This is a genomic window from Ensifer sp. LC11, assembly GCF_001695835.1.
Taxonomy (GTDB): Bacteria; Pseudomonadota; Alphaproteobacteria; order Rhizobiales; family Rhizobiaceae; genus Ensifer.
In genome coordinates this window covers 78,789-96,506 of the sequence record NZ_MBSO01000019.1, presented here as the reverse complement: position 1 = coordinate 96,506, position 17,718 = coordinate 78,789, and the positions used below count along the sequence as shown (strand labels likewise).

Annotated in this window: 18 protein-coding genes and 1 pseudogene; 8 read left to right on the top strand and 11 right to left on the bottom strand. The window is 62.4% G+C overall.

Going from position 1 to position 17,718, the window contains the following annotated elements:
* Together BBX50_RS30760 and BBX50_RS15140 are read left to right on the top strand one after the other, a co-directional pair.
* Positions 1–100 (top strand): annotated as a pseudogene (locus BBX50_RS30760) (IS5/IS1182 family transposase); the annotation flags it as partial.
* Between the two features lie 1,418 nt (positions 101–1,518).
* Positions 1,519–1,932 (top strand): hypothetical protein, encoded by a 414-nt coding sequence (locus BBX50_RS15140; protein ID WP_065776161.1) that lies wholly within the window; start codon positions 1,519–1,521, stop codon positions 1,930–1,932.
* 102 nt (positions 1,933–2,034) lie between these two features.
* On the opposite strand, the gene BBX50_RS15135 is transcribed toward BBX50_RS15140, so the two are convergent.
* The gene (locus tag BBX50_RS15135) at positions 2,035–2,214 is read right to left on the bottom strand and encodes a hypothetical protein (protein ID WP_065776154.1); all 180 of its coding nucleotides are present in this window, start codon (positions 2,212–2,214) and stop codon (positions 2,035–2,037) included.
* Positions 2,215–2,779: 565 nt separating this feature from the next.
* On the opposite strand from BBX50_RS15135, the gene BBX50_RS30490 reads away from it, so the two are divergent.
* Positions 2,780–2,923, top strand: a complete 144-nt coding sequence (locus BBX50_RS30490; protein ID WP_201723485.1) for a hypothetical protein — start codon at positions 2,780–2,782, stop codon at positions 2,921–2,923.
* A gap of 31 nt (positions 2,924–2,954) precedes the next feature.
* On the opposite strand, the gene BBX50_RS15130 is transcribed toward BBX50_RS30490, so the two are convergent.
* From BBX50_RS15130 to BBX50_RS15110, 5 genes are all read right to left on the bottom strand, one after another.
* Positions 2,955–3,149 carry a hypothetical protein gene (locus BBX50_RS15130; RefSeq protein ID WP_065776153.1) on the bottom strand — a complete coding sequence of 65 codons (195 nt, stop codon included), beginning with the start codon at positions 3,147–3,149 and terminating at the stop codon, positions 2,955–2,957.
* A 131-nt stretch (positions 3,150–3,280) separates the two neighbouring features.
* Positions 3,281–4,786, bottom strand: coding sequence for a sulfate adenylyltransferase subunit CysN (gene cysN, locus BBX50_RS15125; protein ID WP_065776152.1), 1,506 nt, complete (start codon positions 4,784–4,786; stop codon positions 3,281–3,283).
* The gene (cysD, locus tag BBX50_RS15120; protein WP_043616754.1) at positions 4,786–5,739 is read right to left on the bottom strand and encodes a sulfate adenylyltransferase subunit CysD; all 954 of its coding nucleotides are present in this window, start codon (positions 5,737–5,739) and stop codon (positions 4,786–4,788) included. The genes cysN and cysD overlap by 1 nt, the downstream gene beginning before the upstream one ends.
* Positions 5,740–5,782: 43 nt before the next feature.
* Complete coding sequence (locus tag BBX50_RS15115; RefSeq protein WP_065776151.1) at positions 5,783–6,541, bottom strand: phosphoadenylyl-sulfate reductase; 759 nt, start codon at positions 6,539–6,541, stop codon at positions 5,783–5,785.
* A gap of 247 nt (positions 6,542–6,788) precedes the next feature.
* Complete coding sequence (locus BBX50_RS15110) at positions 6,789–8,702, bottom strand: methyl-accepting chemotaxis protein (protein WP_065776150.1); 1,914 nt, start codon at positions 8,700–8,702, stop codon at positions 6,789–6,791.
* 384 nt (positions 8,703–9,086) lie between these two features.
* Here BBX50_RS15110 and BBX50_RS15105 point away from each other — a divergent pair, with 384 nt between their 5' ends.
* Both BBX50_RS15105 and BBX50_RS15100 read left to right on the top strand, forming a co-directional pair.
* Positions 9,087–9,473, top strand: coding sequence for a DUF6152 family protein (locus tag BBX50_RS15105; RefSeq protein ID WP_065776149.1), 387 nt, complete (start codon positions 9,087–9,089; stop codon positions 9,471–9,473).
* Positions 9,473–9,952, top strand: coding sequence for a DUF6644 family protein (locus BBX50_RS15100; protein ID WP_065776148.1), 480 nt, complete (start codon positions 9,473–9,475; stop codon positions 9,950–9,952). Before BBX50_RS15105 ends, BBX50_RS15100 begins: the two co-directional genes overlap by 1 nt.
* Positions 9,953–9,954: 2 nt before the next feature.
* On the opposite strand, the gene betA is transcribed toward BBX50_RS15100, so the two are convergent.
* The 4 genes from betA to betI form a co-directional block, all read right to left on the bottom strand.
* Complete coding sequence (betA, locus tag BBX50_RS15095) at positions 9,955–11,604, bottom strand: choline dehydrogenase (RefSeq protein WP_065776147.1); 1,650 nt, start codon at positions 11,602–11,604, stop codon at positions 9,955–9,957.
* Positions 11,605–11,826: 222 nt separating this feature from the next.
* A complete protein-coding gene (betB, locus tag BBX50_RS15090; protein WP_065776146.1) occupies positions 11,827–13,290 on the bottom strand; it encodes a betaine-aldehyde dehydrogenase in 1,464 nt (487 codons plus the stop codon).
* A 1-nt stretch (position 13,291) separates the two neighbouring features.
* Positions 13,292–14,827, bottom strand: coding sequence for a choline-sulfatase (gene betC / locus BBX50_RS15085; protein WP_065776145.1), 1,536 nt, complete (start codon positions 14,825–14,827; stop codon positions 13,292–13,294).
* A complete protein-coding gene (gene betI / locus BBX50_RS15080) occupies positions 14,824–15,441 on the bottom strand; it encodes a transcriptional regulator BetI (RefSeq protein ID WP_065776144.1) in 618 nt (205 codons plus the stop codon). Before betI ends, betC begins: the two co-directional genes overlap by 4 nt.
* A 146-nt stretch (positions 15,442–15,587) precedes the next feature.
* Here betI and BBX50_RS15075 point away from each other — a divergent pair, with 146 nt between their 5' ends.
* On the top strand, positions 15,588–16,136 hold the full coding sequence (locus tag BBX50_RS15075) for an HdeD family acid-resistance protein (protein WP_065776143.1): 549 nt from the start codon (positions 15,588–15,590) through the stop codon (positions 16,134–16,136).
* Here BBX50_RS15075 and BBX50_RS15070 read toward each other — a convergent pair whose 3' ends face one another.
* The gene (locus tag BBX50_RS15070; RefSeq protein ID WP_083213690.1) at positions 16,137–16,823 is read right to left on the bottom strand and encodes a TetR/AcrR family transcriptional regulator; all 687 of its coding nucleotides are present in this window, start codon (positions 16,821–16,823) and stop codon (positions 16,137–16,139) included.
* Between BBX50_RS15070 and BBX50_RS15065 the strand changes: the two genes are divergently transcribed.
* Positions 16,795–17,196, top strand: a complete 402-nt coding sequence (locus tag BBX50_RS15065) for a hypothetical protein (RefSeq protein ID WP_065776141.1) — start codon at positions 16,795–16,797, stop codon at positions 17,194–17,196. The two genes, BBX50_RS15070 and BBX50_RS15065, sit on opposite strands and share 29 nt — an antisense overlap.
* Positions 17,197–17,232: 36 nt before the next feature.
* Positions 17,233–17,667, top strand: coding sequence for a DUF3995 domain-containing protein (locus tag BBX50_RS15060; RefSeq protein WP_065776140.1), 435 nt, complete (start codon positions 17,233–17,235; stop codon positions 17,665–17,667).
* Positions 17,668–17,718: the final 51 nt, after the last annotated feature.

The following is a 17,718-nucleotide window of genomic DNA, read 5'->3' as shown; positions in this document are numbered from 1 at the left end:
AATGAAGCACTTCCGACGCTTCGCCACCCGATACGACCGCAGAACAATCCACTTCGAAGGCTTCGTCTATCTCCTCGCCGCAATGATCTGGCTGCCGTGAATGTCGATTCGTCCTAGCCGTGCGTTCTTTCGGCTTGTATGCGGCTGGATCGCATTCATACTCTTCCCGCTCGAGCCACTTTGCGAGGGTGAATCGCGGCGCATCTTGCTTGCCTTGCGCTGCCCAAGACTGCTGCCAGGCAATTGCTGCCGCCACGATGCGTGCGTGCAGATCCGCATCCGGTGCTAACTTATCGTAGGCGGCCTTGGCTTCTTTTTTCTTTTGGCGATAGTCGTATCCACGCCACAACTCTTCAAACCCACCTTTCGCCGGTCCCGCCGTGGCGGCCGACAGGCCAGCCAAAGGCGGCGCCCCAGGCGCGGCGAATTCATGTCTATCTATCTGTGACTCGGCCCTTGTGGGCCGGTCTTGTGGATAGGTAGGGGTGTCATCCGTGACACCCTTTCGAGGGACTAGGTCAAAGTTCGGCTTGTAAACAGTGGCGCTACCGCGCCGCCCTGCCTGCACTACGGTGACGAAACCTAGCCTCTCGAGGTTGCGCTTGGATCGGATGACGGTGGCCTTGCTGATGCCGGCGACCGCGCCAAGGTGCTCGTGCGTCACCCAGCCGTTGCCATACTTGCCCCAGTAGCGCTGGATGATTTCGGCCAGCACGGAGAGGTCGGCTTTCGTCGTGTCTGGGTGGAAGGACGCTAGACGCAATAAGTGGAATTGGACCCACGCGTCGACATCAAAGGCGTAGCCCCGCTGCTTACCGCTCATTGGCCGCCGCCGCATAGGCACCAACGGCAAGCTCTGCGAGTTGCTTTGCCATTTCGGCCGAGAACGTGGCTGCGCGCCGCTGGCCGGCTTGGGGGGGCATAGAGGAAGTGGTTGCCGTCAGGCTGACGCACCAGGCGCAATCCGTAGAGACGAACGTGCTCGTTGAGCTCGACGTCGACAAAGGCGATGCAATCGCGCTGCTTTGTTTCCTTAGTCGGGTGGCAGTACATAATTCGCATTGTGTTTCCTTTCGTTAGGGCGCAAGGACGCGCGCCCGTCGGCTATCGACGGGGTCGGCGGTTCGTATCTACGGCAATGAACGGCTACGAACGCGTTTTTACGTCACGTTCGCAAGCGAAAAAGCCCAGAAAACCGGGCTTTTGAGGATAATTCATGTTGTTCGGGACGTGGGGGTCGCAAGTTCGAATCTTGCCACTCCGACCAGCCAAATCAATTATTTAGCTAATCTTTCCCGCTGTTCGCGCCAGTGCGCGGACCGATTATGCATATCGCATTGACCGTTTCCGCGTTGCTCGTCATGTCCCGCACGTCACTGCCGTTTTTAGTCGTTCGTCGCCCTCTTTGAGCCATTGGTCGAATAGCCGTGCATTCACGCCCGGTTCGCCCTGTCTGCGCGCGGGTGAAGCTTCTAGTTTCCTGCTTCGATTCAACGACGACGAGGAACGGGAATGTTGATCAAGCATCTAACCATCGCGGCGGCTCTTCTTTTGGCCGGCCATTCGATTGCAGCGGCTCAAAGCTGCGAGAAGAACTTCAAGGCTTCGGGCGTGCCGCTGGTGACGCCGGTGTTCTACAAGACCTGGCAGGAGTTTCCGAAACTGAAGCCGGAGGCCGCCTTGCAAAAGATGGCGCAGGGTGTGGCGGCGGAAGGGTTTTCGGGAATCGAGATCAACAAGGCGCTCGGGACGATCGAGGCCTATCAGGATACCGCCGGCTCCGGACGCTTGCAGACGCTGCGCGTCGTTGCCCGCAAGCGCGGTTCAGGCACGCGGGTCGATGCGATGTTCGATATTCAGGTCGGGCAGGTGGCTACCAAGCAGGTCGTACAGGAAGGGCTCTGCAACATCATCCGCTCCGCCGTCGAGTAGCAGCGGCACCGGCGCCGAGCTCCGTTTGCGCGGGGTAAGGTCAAACAAACGCAGCGGGATAGAGCGCTCCCTTCTATCGGATTGGTAGCGCTCAGCCGCTTGTCAGCGTTGCTGTTCGAGCGCCTTCAACGCTGTTTGGGCAACAGCCTGCGCCTGCAGCATCGAAGTGAAATTGCCCTGTGCCGGATAGGTGACGCCACGATGCTTGATGACGAAGCACCATTTGCCGTTGCTTCGTTTCTCGACCGTCACGGTGGTATCCGGTTTCTTCTCCGTGCTCACCTTGTGTCTCCTTGATTCGGCGTGCCGTTGCGCGAAAGTCGTCCAAATACGCTGAGGAGACGGCCTCTGTCCACCTGCGCGGCTGAGGCGTCGCTGGCCAAGCGCAACGGACCGGTTTCGGGAAGGGCGCGGAAGGGAGATGGTACGACCGAGGGCGACGTTCATACCCTGACACTGTCAAGCCCACGGTCAGGGCCCACGGTCAGGCGGACTGTCCCACGATGTCCGAAAACGGTGAAACAGCCCTATCGATCGTCATGATCGACGGCGTCAACTTACGAATGCCAAGGCGGATTGAAAGGCGGGTTTGTTTCGAATGCTTGCCAAGGTGAAGTGATTGCAACGCCCGTCCCATTTTGGGACGGCTCCGGCAAAACCAGTCGAAGCGGGCGCTCCGCGTGCTCGGCGCCCTGTCCATTTCCGTGTCGGGCCCGTTCGCTGTTCCGTCACCTCTATTGTTCACTTCGAAACGGCGTGTTCACAGATCGCTGTCTTATCAGTGTGAACAATAACGGCGATATTTCCTTCAATACTTGTTTTGCCGCAGAGAGATCGAGAGGTCCAAATGTTGAAGGAACCGATATTCACCTTTCGCGAGATCGCGATATGGTCCGCCATTCTCGGCAGCGTCGTCGGCTACCAGCTGTGGCAGCGCGCCGACCCGGCGCCGCTGACGATGGTCCTTCCGGCGATCGAACAGCAGCTTTGATTGCCGCAAAAGGCTTTGCCGGCAAGGTGTTTCACTCTTCCGGCATGCCGTTGCGCCGGGCCGCCTGCAACAGTTCGATTTCGCCCGCGACAGGGCCGAACTGGTCTTCCAGCCGTTGGGCTTCCTCCGCATCGAGCCGATACTTCCGCGCGAAGGCCTGGATGGTTGTCGTACGCCCGCGAAAGCCTTGGTGGCTTGCCTCTTGGCCCAGATGTTCCGTCTTCATGGGCGTTTCTCCCTGCGGCAGGGAGATAGGGCGACCAGCGTATTTGAAAAGGTTCAGAGCGATCAGCACCGAGGGCAAGGGGACAATAAAAGGGGCCGCGTGGCCCCTTTATTGTGTCCTGTGGCGGTCAATCAGCCGTCGATGTCGTCGATGATCTCGACGGCTCTCCCGGCACTCACACGCCGGACTTCGGCTTCCTCGCGGCGACCGGCGAAGAGCTCGGTCGCCATCAGCTGGTCGGCAAGGTCGGCCGGCAGCGAAAGGATGACGCGGGCGTCTTCCGTATGGATGCCGCCGAGCGCCGAGCGCTTGGCCGTGATCATGCCACCGGCCACCGTGTTGTTGGTGTCCGGGTCGATCAGGATGAAGGCGCCGGTCGTGCGGTTCTGCTCGTAGCTGTCGAAGATCGCTTGCTCGTCAAAGGCGAGGTGCACCTTGCCGATCGCGTTCATCGGCAGCTGCTCGGCGTGGTTCCACTTTCCGGTCTGGAGGTCGAGCTGGCTTGCTGGCTGCACCTGGACGCGCTGGCGGCGGCTGCCGCTCTTCAGCCAGTAGCGCTTGCCGGGCTGGATGCCTTCGGCCTGCAGAGCGACGAGCTGGGCGTCAAAGGAAAGGCCGGTCAGTGGCTGGCTGTCGATCGCGACGATCATGTCGCCACGAGAGACGTCCACCTGGCGGTCGAGCACCAGCGTGATCGCGTCGCCGGCAACGGCCGCATTGCGCACGAGGTCGAAGGTGACGATCTTGGTGACGTTGGCAACCATGCCCGAAGGCAGGATGACGACGCTGTCGCCGGGCTTCACCGAGCCGCCGGCAACGGTGCCCTGATAGCCGCGGAAGCTCTCGCCAGGGCGCGAGACGCGCTGCACCGGCAGTCGGAAGCCGACGGTCTGGGCCGAACGGGTGGTTGCCAGTTCCAGCACTTCGATCAGCGTCGGGCCGTCATACCAGGGCATGGAAGCGCGGCCGTCATAGACGACGTTCTCGCCCTTCAGAGCCGAGACCGGGATAGCCGTGACCTGGCGTACGCCGAGCGACAGCGCCAGTTCGCGGAACTCGTGGCTGATCTGCTCGAAGCGGGCGCGGTCGTAGTCCGTCAGGTCGATCTTGTTGACGGCGAGCACGAACTGCTTGATGCCCATGAGCGTCGCGATCGTCGCGTGACGGCGGGTCTGCTCGAGCAGGCCGACGCGGGCGTCGACCAAGAGCACGGCGAGATCGGCCGTCGAGGCGCCGGTTGCCATGTTGCGGGTATATTGCTCATGGCCGGGCGTGTCGGCGACGATGAAGGAGCGCTTGTCGGTCGAGAAATAGCGATAGGCGACGTCGATGGTGATGCCCTGTTCGCGCTCGGCCTGAAGGCCGTCGAGCAGGAGCGCGAAATCGGGCAGACCGAGATCGTTCTGCTTGCCCTTGGAATCGCGCTGCAGTGTCGCAGCCTGGTCTTCCTTGACCGCCTTGGTGTCCCAGAGCAGGCGACCGATCAGTGTCGACTTGCCGTCGTCGACCGAGCCGCAGGTGATCAGGCGAAGCGGGCGGCTGTCACGCGTGGCGCGCGCCGGTTCTTGCGCCGGAAAGGCCAGAACCTCGCCGGCAGCAACGTGCTCAACGGCATTCGCGGTTGCGGGTGCGGTCATCAGAAATATCCTTCGCGTTTCTTCTTTTCCATCGAGCCGGACTGGTCGCGGTCGATGGCGCGGCCCTGGCGTTCGGAAACGGTCGCGGTTTCGAGTTCGGAGATGATGTCGTCGAGTGTCGTGGCGTTCGAGCGGATGGCGCCGGTCAGCGGGAAGCAGCCGAGCGTGCGGAAGCGGATGACTTCCTCGCGCTTGGTCTCGCCCGGCAGAAGTTCAAGGCGCGGGTCTTCGGCAAGGATCATCATGCCGTCGCGTTCGACGATCGGGCGCTTCTCGGCGAAGTAAAGCGGAACGATCGGAATGTCCTCGGCCTGGATGTAGCGCCAGATGTCGACTTCGGTCCAGTTCGACAGCGGGAATGCGCGCACGCTCTCGCCCTTGCGGATCATGCCGTTATAGACGTTCCAGAGCTCCGGGCGCTGGTTGCGCGGATCCCAGCGATGGTCGGGCGTGCGGAAGGAATAGATGCGCTCCTTGGCGCGGCTTGCCTCCTCGTCGCGCCGCGCACCGCCAAAGGCCGCGTCGAACTGGCCGGCGTCGAGCGCCTGGCGCAGGGCCTCGGTCTTCATGATGTCGGTGTAGAGCGCTGAGCCGTGGGTGAAGGGCGTGACGTTCTCGGCCGCACCGCGCGGATTGACGTGTTCGATCAGGTCGAGGTCGTAGCGTTCGACGATCTCGTTGCGAAACGCGATCATCTCGGCGAACTTCCAGCCGGTGTTGACGTGAAGCAGCGGGAAGGGCACGCGGCCGGGATAGAAGGCCTTGCGCGCGAGATGCAGCAGCACCGAGGAGTCCTTGCCGATCGAATAGAGCATGACCGGGCGCTCGAACTCAGCGGCCACTTCGCGGAAGATGTGGATCGCTTCGTTTTCCAGCGCCTTCAGATGCGGATCGAGCGGCGGTTTGGCGCTCTGCGGATTGTGCAGTTCCGTTTCCGGATGGATATGGGGCATTTCAGTCTCCGGGAGGATTTGTCTTGAAAGGAGCGCGCCAGCCTCAGGCGGCGCTGCTCGAATTCGGGATGATTGAGCTGGCGGCGGCTTCCGGAACGTGCAGACCACATTCGCGCTTCTCGTCGTTCTCCCACCACCAGCGGCCCGCGCGCTCCGGCTCGCCGGGCTTGATCGCGCGGGTGCAGGGCTCGCAACCGATCGAGGGATAGCCGCGGGCATGCAGCGGATTGACCGGAACCGCATGGGCAGCGACGAAGCTGTTGATGGTCTCGATGTCCCAGTCCACCAGCGGGTTGACCTTGATCAGGCCACGTTCGAGATCGGCCTCAGCAAAAGGGGTCGAAGCGCGGTTTCCCGACTGGCCCCGGCGCAGGCCGGTGATCCAGAAGGTTGCCCCTTCGAGTGCGCGCGCAAGCGGCTTCAGCTTGCGCACGTCGCAACAGGCATGCCGGGCCTCGACGCTCTCGTAGAAGCCGTTGAGACCGTAGCGCGCCGCATAGGCGTCGATATCTGCCTGTTCCGGATGGTAGCGCTTGATCAGGATGCCGTAGGTTTCTTCCGTCTTGTCGATGAGGGCGGCAGTTTCATTGAACAGACGACCCGTCTGGAGCGTGACGACGTCGACGGCAAGCTTGTTCTTGCCGATGGCGGCGGTGATCACCTGATCCTCGATGCCGAGCGAGGTCGTGAAGACGGCCCGCCCGTCAAGGCTTGCGACAAGTGCGAGACGCCCGGCCAGATCCAGGCCTTCGAGCCTCTCGTTCAGAGCCTTGGCAGTGGTTTCGAGGGATGACGTGGTCATGGCTGCGTCCTGTTCCAACTTGGTCGGAATATCGCAGCCGAACACGACTATGGACAGAAATAGCGGTTTCTAATGCTGTTTGTTTGGAGCAAATCTGCCTCTCAGATCGAAAGGCAGTGAAAAAGCGAATATAGACTAGTAATTTACTAGATTTAATACTTTATATCGGGCGGCAGAGTGCTGTTGGAGATCTGGAGGCGCGGCTCGTCGGCCACGCCTCCTCGGTCTGCGCGTGAGAACGCAAATGTCAGAACTCTGCCCAGCCAGCCTCTTGCGCCTGCGGAGCACTGCGAAAGGCCGAGGCGAGCTTGCGGTTCAGCGCGCGGGCAGGCGAGGGGGCAGCGGTCGCCAAGGCTGCGCTCGCCACGCCACGCGGCGAAGCCGAAGCGCCGCCATCGGTCCTGAAGCGCAGCAGCAGGTCGTTGAGCGCGCTCGCCTCGCGTGCGAGGCTGTGGCTGGCCGCGGTCGATTGCTCGACCATGGCGGCATTCTGCTGCGTTCCCTGGTCGATCGCGTTGACGGCCGTGTTGATCTGCTGGATGCCGGCTGCCTGTTCGCGCGCACTCTCGACAATTGCTGTCACATGGCTGCTGATCTCCTTGACTTCGACAATGATGCTTTCGAGCGCAGCGCCGGTCTCGCGCACCAGCGTGACGCCGGATTTCACCTGTTGGCCAGATGTCGCGATCAGCACCTTGATCTCCTTGGCCGCTTGGGCCGAGCGCTGGGCGAGCTCGCGCACCTCCTGGGCGACGACGGCAAAACCCTTGCCGGCTTCGCCGGCGCGGGCCGCCTCGACGCCGGCATTGAGCGCCAGCAGGTTCGTCTGGAAGGCGATGTCGTCGATTACGCCGATGATGCTGGAGATTTCGCGCGACGAAGCTTCGATGCCGCTCATGGCAGTGACCGCATTGCCGACGATCTCGCCGGATTTCTCCGCGGCACCACGGGTACGGGTGACCAGCGTACCGGCTTCTTCTGCCCGCCGGCTCGCGTCGGCGACGGTGGTTGCGATCTGATCAAGCGCGGCCGCCGTTTCCTCGACCGAAGCTGCCTGCTGTTCCGTGCGCTTGGAGAGGTCACCGGCGGCAGAGCGGATCTCGCCGGCGCCGGCATTGATGCTGCGTGCGTTCTCGCCGACCGAGCGGAGCGCGTCTGCGAGATTGGTGACCGAGCTGTTGAAGTTGGTGCGCAGCGCATCGAGCCGTTCGGCGAGCGGCGTGTCGATGCGGTAGGTGAGGTCGCCTTCGGCAAGGCGATCGAGGCCAAAGCCGAGCGCGTTTACCGCTGTCTGGACCTCCGCCGCATCTTTCGCCCGCTGCGCCTCGCGCTCTTCGCGCTCGTGCTGCGAAAGCGTTCGGCCTGCTTCAGCCTCCTGCTCCAACCGCTGGCGTTCGAGCGCATTGTCGCGGAAGACGGCGACGGCGCTCGCCATCTGACCGATCTCGTCACGACGACCTTCGCCAAAGATCATGGTCTTGAGATTGCCGGCTGCGAGTTGTCGCATGGCCTCGCGCAGTTTCGTCAGTGGCCGGAAAAGGCCCGAGACGACGAACCACACCGTAGCGGCGAGGATCGACAGGGCGAAGGCGGCTATGACCGTTTGCCAGAGTGTCAGGTTGTCTTTCGCCGCTCTGGCCGCTTCAAGCTCCTTGTTGGCTTCGGATAGCTGCAGCTTGATCAATTCGCTGATCGGAGCCGCGAGTGGATCCACGGAGGCATAAAGCCTGGTATCGACGAAACGTTCGAGTTCCGTCTGGTCCTGCCGTTCCAGGACCTGAATGAGATCCCGGATCGAGGCGTCGCTTGCGAAACGCGCGTTGTCGAAGGTCTCCGTGAGTTTCTTTTCCTCAGGCGTGAGGCGCGTTGCCTCATAGGTGCGCCATCGCGTGTCTATGGTGGAAAGAGCGGTATTGATCGTGTCCTTGCCTGCGGCCCAGCCAAGCGCGCCGCTTCGGACCTTGTGGGTGGTGTCGACGATCTCGACGGCATACATGTCCGAGACTGTTTTTAGATGGTCGACGGGCAGCAGCCGGTCGGCGACGATTGATTCCGTGCGCTTGGAGATTGAGCTCATCGCATTGAAGGCCGTGGCGATCATGACCAGCATGGCGACGGCGAGCAGAGGCAAACACACGAGCAGGCGTGCCTTGATTGTCATGAAAAACGCTCCGCGGTTGCCCGCAAGGCAAATCATCCTCGGCCGATGGCCGCGGACAGGCCGCGAAGGCATCGGGAAGCGAGCTCGCCTTGGCAGGGGAGTGATGACGATGATGGGATGGAGCACGCGATATTACGCGGCGAAACTGCCGTCATGGCACGTTCGCCCAGCGTTCACTCCGTCTCATATAGACATAACAACCGGAGATTAAGAATGGCTAAATTTTAAGCTGTTGAATAATATTCGCGCAACCCTTGGTAACGACAACCACAAGCAGCAATCAGGGCGGCGATGCTCAAGAAGTGTTGAAGACCACGTGCTTTCGCAAACGCATCTTCCGGCGCAAGCTGCCGGTTCTTTCGAAACAGGCGAAGGAGAAGGCAGATGTTGAAGGCCATTTCGCGCCGTGGCGTCACGGCGGGCATCATCACGGTGCTTCTGGTCACCAGCACGTACGCCCATCATGGGTGGTCCTGGGCCGAGGCCGACCAGATCGAGCTGAAGGGCACCATTCGCGAAATCTCGATGGCGCCGCCACATCCGACCCTTCAAGTCGAAACATCAGCGGATGGGATGTGGCGGGTCGAACTCGGTAATCCCCGGAATACGGAGCGCTCAGGCTTCGTCGAGGGATCGGCCAAGGTCGGCGATGCCATCGTCGTTCTCGGTAACCGATCGCTCGACCCGAACGAAAAGCGCATGAAGGCGGTGCGCATCACGGTCGCGGGCAAGACCTATGACATCTACCCGGAACGCATACAGACGAACTGATGGAAGAGCTGCTGGCCTGGATCGGGACACTGCCCTTCGCCCTGGCGATACGGCGTTCCGCGACGCTTTACATCTTCGTCAACGCCGCCCATATCCTGTCGTTCGGGATCATTATCGGCGCGATCCTTCCGCTCGACCTGCGGCTTCTTGGCCTCGCCCCGGCGGTCCCGATCGCCGTGGTCGGCCCATTCCTCTCGCACGCCGCAGCGGTCGGCGTTGCGCTGACGATCGTCACCGGCTTCTGCCTCTTCAGCGTCAATCCGCTTGAATATTCCGGCAATGTCGCATTTCTGACCAAGATGACGCTGCTCGCCCTCGGGGTCGCCAACGCGGTCCTGTTGCACGTGACACCGCAGTGGCGCGCTGCCGTCAAAGGCGGACCGCTCACCCTGAGGGTCCGCCTTTCAGCATTTCTTTCGCTGATGATTTGGACCGGGGCGGTGGTTGCCGGCCGATGGATCGGTTTCCTTTTGGAGTAGTTTTACCGATCGCTGACCTCCCAACGCGGGTTGATCCACGGCTCCTGGTTGGAACGCGCCAGCGGCTGCTTGCCGAGAATGTGGTCGGCTGCCTTTTCGCCGGTCATGATCGAAGGGCTGTTCAGGTTGCCGTAGGTCACGTGCGGGAAGATCGAACTGTCGGCGACCCGCAGGCCATCGACACCAATCACCCGTGTTTCCGGATCGACCACCGCCATCGGATCGTCCTTGGCGCCCATCCTGCAGGTGCCGCAGGGGTGATAGGCGCTTTCGAGATGTTCGCGCAGGAAGTCGTCGATCGCATCGTCGCTCTGTACTTTTTCGCCCGGCTGGATCTCCGGGCCGCGATAGTGATCGAAGGCCTTCTGGCCGAAGATCTCGCGGGTGAGGCGCACGCAGTGGCGGAACTTCTCCCAGTCCTCCGGATGGCTCATATAGTTGAAGCGGATTACCGGGTCGGCCATCGGGTCGGAGGAGCGCAGCGTGACGTTGCCGCGCGACTTGGAGAGGTTGTAGCCGACATGGACCTGGAAGCCGTGGGTATTGGCGGCAGCCTTGCCGTCGTAGCTGATCGCCACCGGCAGGAAGTGGTACTGGATATCCGGCTGCTTGACGCCAGGAGCTGAGCGCAAGAAGGCGCAGGCCTCGAACTGGTTGGAGATGCCGAGGCCCTTCTTGAAGAAAAGCCACTGCGCGCCGGCGACACCCTGCCAGAACCAGGGCAGCCAGGAATAGAGCGACACCGGCTTCGTTGAAATCTGCTGGAAATAGAATTCCATATGGTCCTGCAGGTTCTGGCCGACGCCCGGCCGGTCGACCTTCACCTCGATGCCCATGTCCTTCAGATGCTCAGCCGGGCCGATGCCGGACAGCATCAGCAGCTTCGGCGAGTTGAACGAGGACGCGGAGACGACCACCTCGCGGTTCGCCCTGACGATCTCGATCTTGCCGCCGCGCTCGATCTCGACGCCGGTCGCCCGGCCGTTCTCGATGACGATCCGGCGGGCGAAGCAGCGCACCAGCGAGACGTTCTGCCGCTTCATCGCCGGTTTCAGATAGGCGTTCGCCGCGGACCAGCGCCGGCCCTGCCAGACGGTCTGCTCCATCAGCCCGAAGCCTTCCTGCTTCGAGCCGTTATAGTCGTCGGTCACCTCGAAGCCGGCCTGTTTCCCTGCCTCGATGAAGGCATGGAACAGCGGATTGTGCACGGGGCCGCGTTTGACGTGCAGCGGACCATCGGTGCCGCGCCAGCCGGCTTCGCCGCCATGCGAATGCTCCATCCGCTTGAAGTAGGGCAGCACGTCCGCGTAGGCCCAGCCGCGCGCGCCGAGCTCTTCCCAGCGGTTGAAGTCTTCCGCATGGCCGCGCACATAGACGAGACCGTTGATCGAGGACGAACCGCCGATCACCTTACCACGCGGCGCTGTGATGCGCCGGTTATTGAGGTTCGGCTCGGGCTCGGAGAGATAGCCCCAATTGTAACGCTTCATGCTCATCGGCCAGGCGAGGGCCGCCGGCATCTGGATGAAGGGGCCGACGTCCGATCCGCCATATTCCAGCACGAGCACCGTGTTCTTGCCGTCCTCGGACAGGCGGTAGGCGAGTGCCGAACCGGCGGAGCCGGAGCCGATGATGATGTAATCTGCCTGCATTAGCGTGGTCTTTCTTTTAGTCGTTGCCCCTCGGCATGCCCCTCATCCGCGGTGGGTATGCGCCCCTCATCCGCCTGCCGGCACCTTCTCGCCGCAAGCGGGGCGAAGGGACGTTGCCGCACCGTAGCGCGCTCGAACCGGGCGTGTGCCACGTTCCTTCTCCCCGCCTGCGGGGTGAGGGCTAGGGGTGAGGGGCAACCGCGGCCAGCCGACCCTCAATCCTCAATACGGCGCCTGCACCGGCCCCATGCCGACATAGACCGTCTTCAGCTCGCTGTAGTGGTTGAGTGCGGCCACCGAATTCTCGCGGCCGAAGCCGGATTGTTTCGAGCCGCCGAAGGGGATCTCCACCGGGCACAGATTGTAGGTGTTGATCCAGAGCGTGCCGGCTTCGAGCTGATCGACGACACGGTGCGCGCGGGTGATGTCGGCAGTGAAGACACCGGCTGACAGGCCGAACTCGGTGGCATTTGCCCGCGCAATCACCTCGGCCTCGTTATCGAAGTCGAGCACGCACATGACCGGCCCAAAGATCTCCTCGCGCGCGATCGTCATCTCGTCGGTGACGTCGGCAAAAACGGTCGGCTGGATATAGGTGCCTTCGGCGTTGACGGCATTCGGGATACCGCCGCCGGTCACGAGCCGCGCACCTTCGGCCTTGCCCTTCTCGATATAGGAGAAGACCTTGTCACGCTGCGGCATGGAGACCATTGGCCCAAGCTGCGTCGCCTCGTCCATGGGATCGCCGATGACGATCGCCTCGGTGCGGGCTTTGAGCCGCGTCAGGAACTGCTCCTTGATGCCCTTGTGCACGAAGACGCGGGTGCCGTTGGAGCAGACCTGGCCGGTCGAATAGAAATTGCCGAGCATGGCCCCGCCGATGGCGCTTTCGAGATCGGCATCGTCAAAGACGATCAGCGGCGACTTGCCGCCGAGTTCCATGGTGACGTGCTTGAGTTCGGCCGCAGCCGCACCGGCCACCTTCTTGCCTGTCGGCACCGAGCCGGTGAGCGACACCTTGGCAACGTCAGGATGATTGACGAGCAGCGGGCCGGTCGAACGATCGCCCTGGATGACGTTGTAGAGGCCCTTCGGCAAGCCGGCCTCGATCAGGATTTCGGCGATCTTCAGCGCGCCGAGTGGCGTGTTTTCAGACGGCTTGAAGACCATGGCGTTGCCGGCGGCAAGCGCCGGAGCGCCCTTCCAGCAGGCTATCTGCTGCGGATAGTTCCAGGCGCCGATGCCGACGCAGACACCGAGCGGCACGCGCTTGGTATAGGCGAAGTCGCCGCCGAGCGGGATGTAGTCGCCGTTAAGCGCCGTCGCGATCACGCCGCCGAAGAACTCGAAACTATCGGCGCCCGAGGTCGGATCAGCGACGATCGTCTCCTGGATCGGCTTGCCGGTGTCGAGGGTTTCGAGCTCGGAAAGCTCGCGGTTGCGTTCGCGCATGATCTCGGCGGCGCGCTTGAGGATTCGGCCGCGCGCCGTCGGGCTCATCGCCGCCCATTCCGGCTGGGCGCGCTTGGCTGCCGCGATCGCCTTCTCGACGATATCGGGCGTTGCCGCATGCAGCCGCGCGATCACTTCGCCGGTTGCCGGATAGATGCTCTCGATGACGGTGCCTTCGATGTCCTCGACATATTCGCCGTCGATGAAGTGCGAGGCTTGCGGTTGGGCTCTCATGTCATTCTCCTCGCGGGTAACGTTTGGATTCCTCGAGATTGTCGAGGTTCATGTGGTTGCGCATGTAGCGCTCGGATGCCTTCAGCAGCGGCTGGTGATCCCAGGGGTAGTAGGCGCCGTTTCGAAGCGCCTCGTAGACCACCCAGCGCCGCGCCTGGCTTTCGCGCACGGCCGCATCGAAAGCCTCCATGTCCCAATGCGCGACGCACATGTCGCGGAAGGCTTGAAGCGTCGCCGTTTGCACAGGGGTTTCCGGATTGGCCGCCAGGTTTTTCAACTCCAGCGGATCGGCGTCGAGATCGTAGAGCTGGTCCGGATCGAGCGCGCAGTGGATGTATTTCCACTTGCCTTCGCGGATGGCGACGAGGGGGGCGTAGGAGGCTTCCGCCGCATATTCCATCAGCACCGGCTCGCTGCGCTCTTGGCCGTTTATCATGGGCACGAGGCTGATGCCGTCGGTCCAGGGCTTCACCTCTTCCATGGAAATGCCGGCGAGATCGGCAAGCGTCGGCGTCACGTCGAGATTGGAGGTCGGTGCCACGTGCAGGCCGGGCGCGACACCGGGGCCGGCAACCATCAGCGGCACGCGGGCCGAGCCTTCGAAGAAGTTCATCTTGAACCACAGGCCGCGCTCGCCGAGCATGTCGCCGTGATCCGAGCAGAACAGGATCAGGGTATCGTCGAGCATGCGGGTGCGCGTCAGCGTGTCCACGAGCTCGCCGACCTTTTCGTCGAGGTAGGAGATGTTGGCGAAATAGGCACGACGCGAGCGGCGGATGTTGTCTTCCGTCAGGTCGAAATTGACGTAGTCGCAGGAATGCATGATGCGCCTGGAATGCGGATCCAGCTGATCTTCCGGCAGCATGCCGATTTCGGGCAGCAGGTGTTCGCAATCCTCATAGAGATCCCAGAACTTCTTGCGCGCCACATAGGGGTCGTGCGGGTGGGTGAACGAAACGGTCAGGCACCAGGGGCGGCGGTCCGCATCGTCGTTTTCGCGCGAAAGCTGGTAGAGCTTCTGGTTGGCGAGGAAGGCGACCTCGTCGTCATACTCCATCTGGTTGGTGATCTCGGCGACGCCGGCGCCGGTGACGGAGCCCAGATTGTGGTACCACCAGTCGATGCGCTCGCCGGGCTTGCGATAGTCGGGCGTCCAGCCGAAATCGGCCGGATAGATATCGGTCGTCAACCGTTCCTCGAACCCGTGCAACTGGTCCGGTCCGACGAAGTGCATCTTGCCCGACAACGCTGTGTAATAGCCGGCGCGGCGCAGGTGATGTGCATAGGTCGGGATTGAGGACTGATACTCGGCGGCATTGTCATAGACGCGGGTGCGGCTCGGCAGTTGACCGGCCATGAACGAGGCGCGGGCAGGCGCACAGAGCGGCGACGAGGTGTAGTTGTTGCGGAAGCGGGCCGAACGGGCAGCAAGCGCCTTCAGGTTCGGTGCATGCAGGAACGCCGCCGGTCCGTCCGGAAAGAACTTTCCGTTCAGCTGGTCGACCATGATGATCAGGATGTTCGGTCTTGCGGTCATGCGGCCGTTCCCTGGTGATTGGACCCTTGGCGATTGAGCCGATCGATGTGCGAGGTGACATAGTCTTCCGTGAGCGCGATCGAGGCTTCGATGCCGATCGGCGCAGAGCGCAGACTCTGGCGGATATAAAGTCCGTCGATCATCGCAGCAGCGCCTTCGGCGATGCGTTCCGCGTCATCGGCGGCGCAAAGCGCCTTCAGGCTTGCCAGCAGATTGGAACGCAGTCGCCGGGCATAGACGACCAGCAACCGCCGCACCTCTTCCGAGCGTTGCGCTTCCGAATAGAAGGCGAGCCATGCGGCGATCGTGTCGGGGGCAAACTGGCTTGCCTGGAAGGAAATGCGGATCAAGACGCTCAGTCTTTCGCGCGGACCGGCGACCACGCGAAGCGCCGCCACCGTGTCGTCGCGCAGTTGCCGTAGAAGGCTTCGGATCGTCTCGATCAGCAATTGTTCCTTGCTGCCGAAATAGTGATGCGCGAGAGCAGGGGAGACGCCGGCATGGCGGGCGATCTCGGACATCGTGACGGCCAGCGTGCCCTGATCGCCGATCACGCGAAGTGCTGCGTCCACTAGCGCCTTGCGGCGCACCGGCTCCATCCCGACCTTCGGCATTGGTCTCTCCCTTGACGATGGTCAGTTTATTTTTGATTGACTCATCAATCAATAAAAATCTGAGGCGTTTTTTCTTTCCTTTTCCGGAGAAATCCGGCTCAATCTTCCCGGTAGCGATCCTGCGTTCCGAGGGACTGGAGGTTGAAATGACCCATGCATTCGATCAGGCCGACAAGACAGCGGTTGCCGGCAAATGGGGATGGTTCGTGGCACTCGGCGTGCTTCTGATCATGTGCGGCGGCCTTGCCTTCGGCAATCTGCTGATGGCAACCGTCGCCTCGGTCTACTACGTCGGGATCATCATGCTGATCGGCGGGCTGTTCAATCTCGCCCATGCCTTTCAGGTGAAGGGTTGGGACAGCGTGCTCTATTGGGGACTGAGCGGCGCCTGCTATACGATCGCCGGGCTCTTTGCCTTCATCAACCCCTTGCTCGCGTCATCCTTCCTGACCTTTGTGATGGCCATCGCCCTGATCGTCGCCGGCTGCTTTCGCATCTGGGTCGGCCTCAAGCTCCGGCCGCTTCAGGGCTGGGGCTGGGTGGCGCTCGGCGGCCTCGTCACGTTTGCCGCCGGTCTCATCATCGCCGCCGGTTGGCCGGTCAACAGTCTCTGGATCCTCGGCCTGTTCCTGGCCGTCGACCTCGTCATGCAGGGGTTGTCGCTGATCGCCTTCGGCGTGCTGGCAAAGGGCTAATTACGCGCTTTCGCGGCTGAGGAGCAGGGCCTCCAGCAGCCCCGCCAGATCGGCGCGAAGATCCGCAAGGCCATTTGCGGCGAGCGCCTCAAGGCCGATCAGGGCACCGTAGAGCGCATTGGCGCCGCTTCGGCTGCGGCTTGGTGCAAATCCGCATCGTCCGAGCAGGTCGGCGACATAGCCGATCCGGCGTTCGTCAACCGATCGGAGGGCCGTTGCCGCCAGGGCATCAAAACGGGCCCATTCGCGCACCGCACTGTCGGCAAGCAGCCCGCCATAAGGGAGGGTGCGTTCGTCCGTCGCGGCGTGGACCAGCAGCCGCAGCCGGTCTTCCGCCGGTAGCTGCGAGGCTTCGACCTCGGCGATGATGGTGTCGGTCGCTTCGCGCGCCCAGTGGGCGAGCATCTGGGCCTTCAGATCCGGCACGTCCTTGAAATGCCAATAGAACGACCCCTTGCTCACCTTCAGGTCGCGAGCAATCGCCTCGGCGCGGATTGCCTGCACGCCGCCCACGGTCAGCGCGCGGAAGGCGGCCTTGATCCAATCGTCGCTCGTCAGGGTGTTTTTCGTCACCATGTCTTTCCATACGCCACCGTATTGACTGGCGCAAGCGATCGACGTACATACGCTGCCGTATGGTAAAAATTGGAGACGGATCATGAGCAGGTGGCTTCTGGCGGCGGGCATTCTGTCCCTGGCAACAACAGGCACTCATCTCTTCGCCGGCGGGCCGGAGGTGCATGTGCCCTTGCTCGCAAGCAGCCCGTCGCCGCTGCTGCAGATCTATGTCTCGCTACTCTGGCATGCGACCAGCGCCGTTCTCCTGATCAACAGCCTCGCTCTGCTGTTTGCCGCCGTCGACCGACGCTACCGCGTACCGCTCGCTGGCGCGGTGATCCTGCAATACCTTGCCTATGCGGCTCTGTTCTTCGGCTACGGGCTCGCCTATCTCGGTTCGCTCTGGTCGACGCCGCAGTGGGTTGCATTCATCCTCATGGCCGGGTTTGCGGCGATTGGCGCGCGAGCGGGGGCCAAGCCTCTGTCAAACGTGTCAGCCTGACGCTGCACCCATCGACTGGCAAAGAAGGTACCACTGATGTTGACCGCGATCGCGATCCTGATTTTCTTGGTTCTTGCCGGCATCGCCGGGCTGCATGCCTATTGGGCGCTGGGCGGGCTTTGGCCCTGCCACGACGAGGCGTCGCTGGTGCGCACGGTGGTAGGCACAAAGCGCCGTTTGCTGATGCCCCCGGCTTGGCTGACGCTGATCGTCGCCGCGCTCATCTTCGCCGCGGCGCTCCTGCCATTGTCGGTCACGCCTTTGATGGCGGGCGTGCTGCCGGCGACATTGGCCGATGGTGGCCTTGCGGCGCTCGCGGCAATCTTTATCGCCCGCGGATTGTTCGCCTTTTCGGCAATCTTTCACCAGCGCCATGGTGCGGAGCCCTTCGTGACGCTCGACCGCCAAATTTACGGCCCCCTCTGCCTGACGATTGGTGCCGGCTATCTGGCTCTGCTCGTTCTCGCTTGACCATCCGCGCCGGACCAGGACGAAAGGCGGGCAGCGGAAGGGATTGCTTAT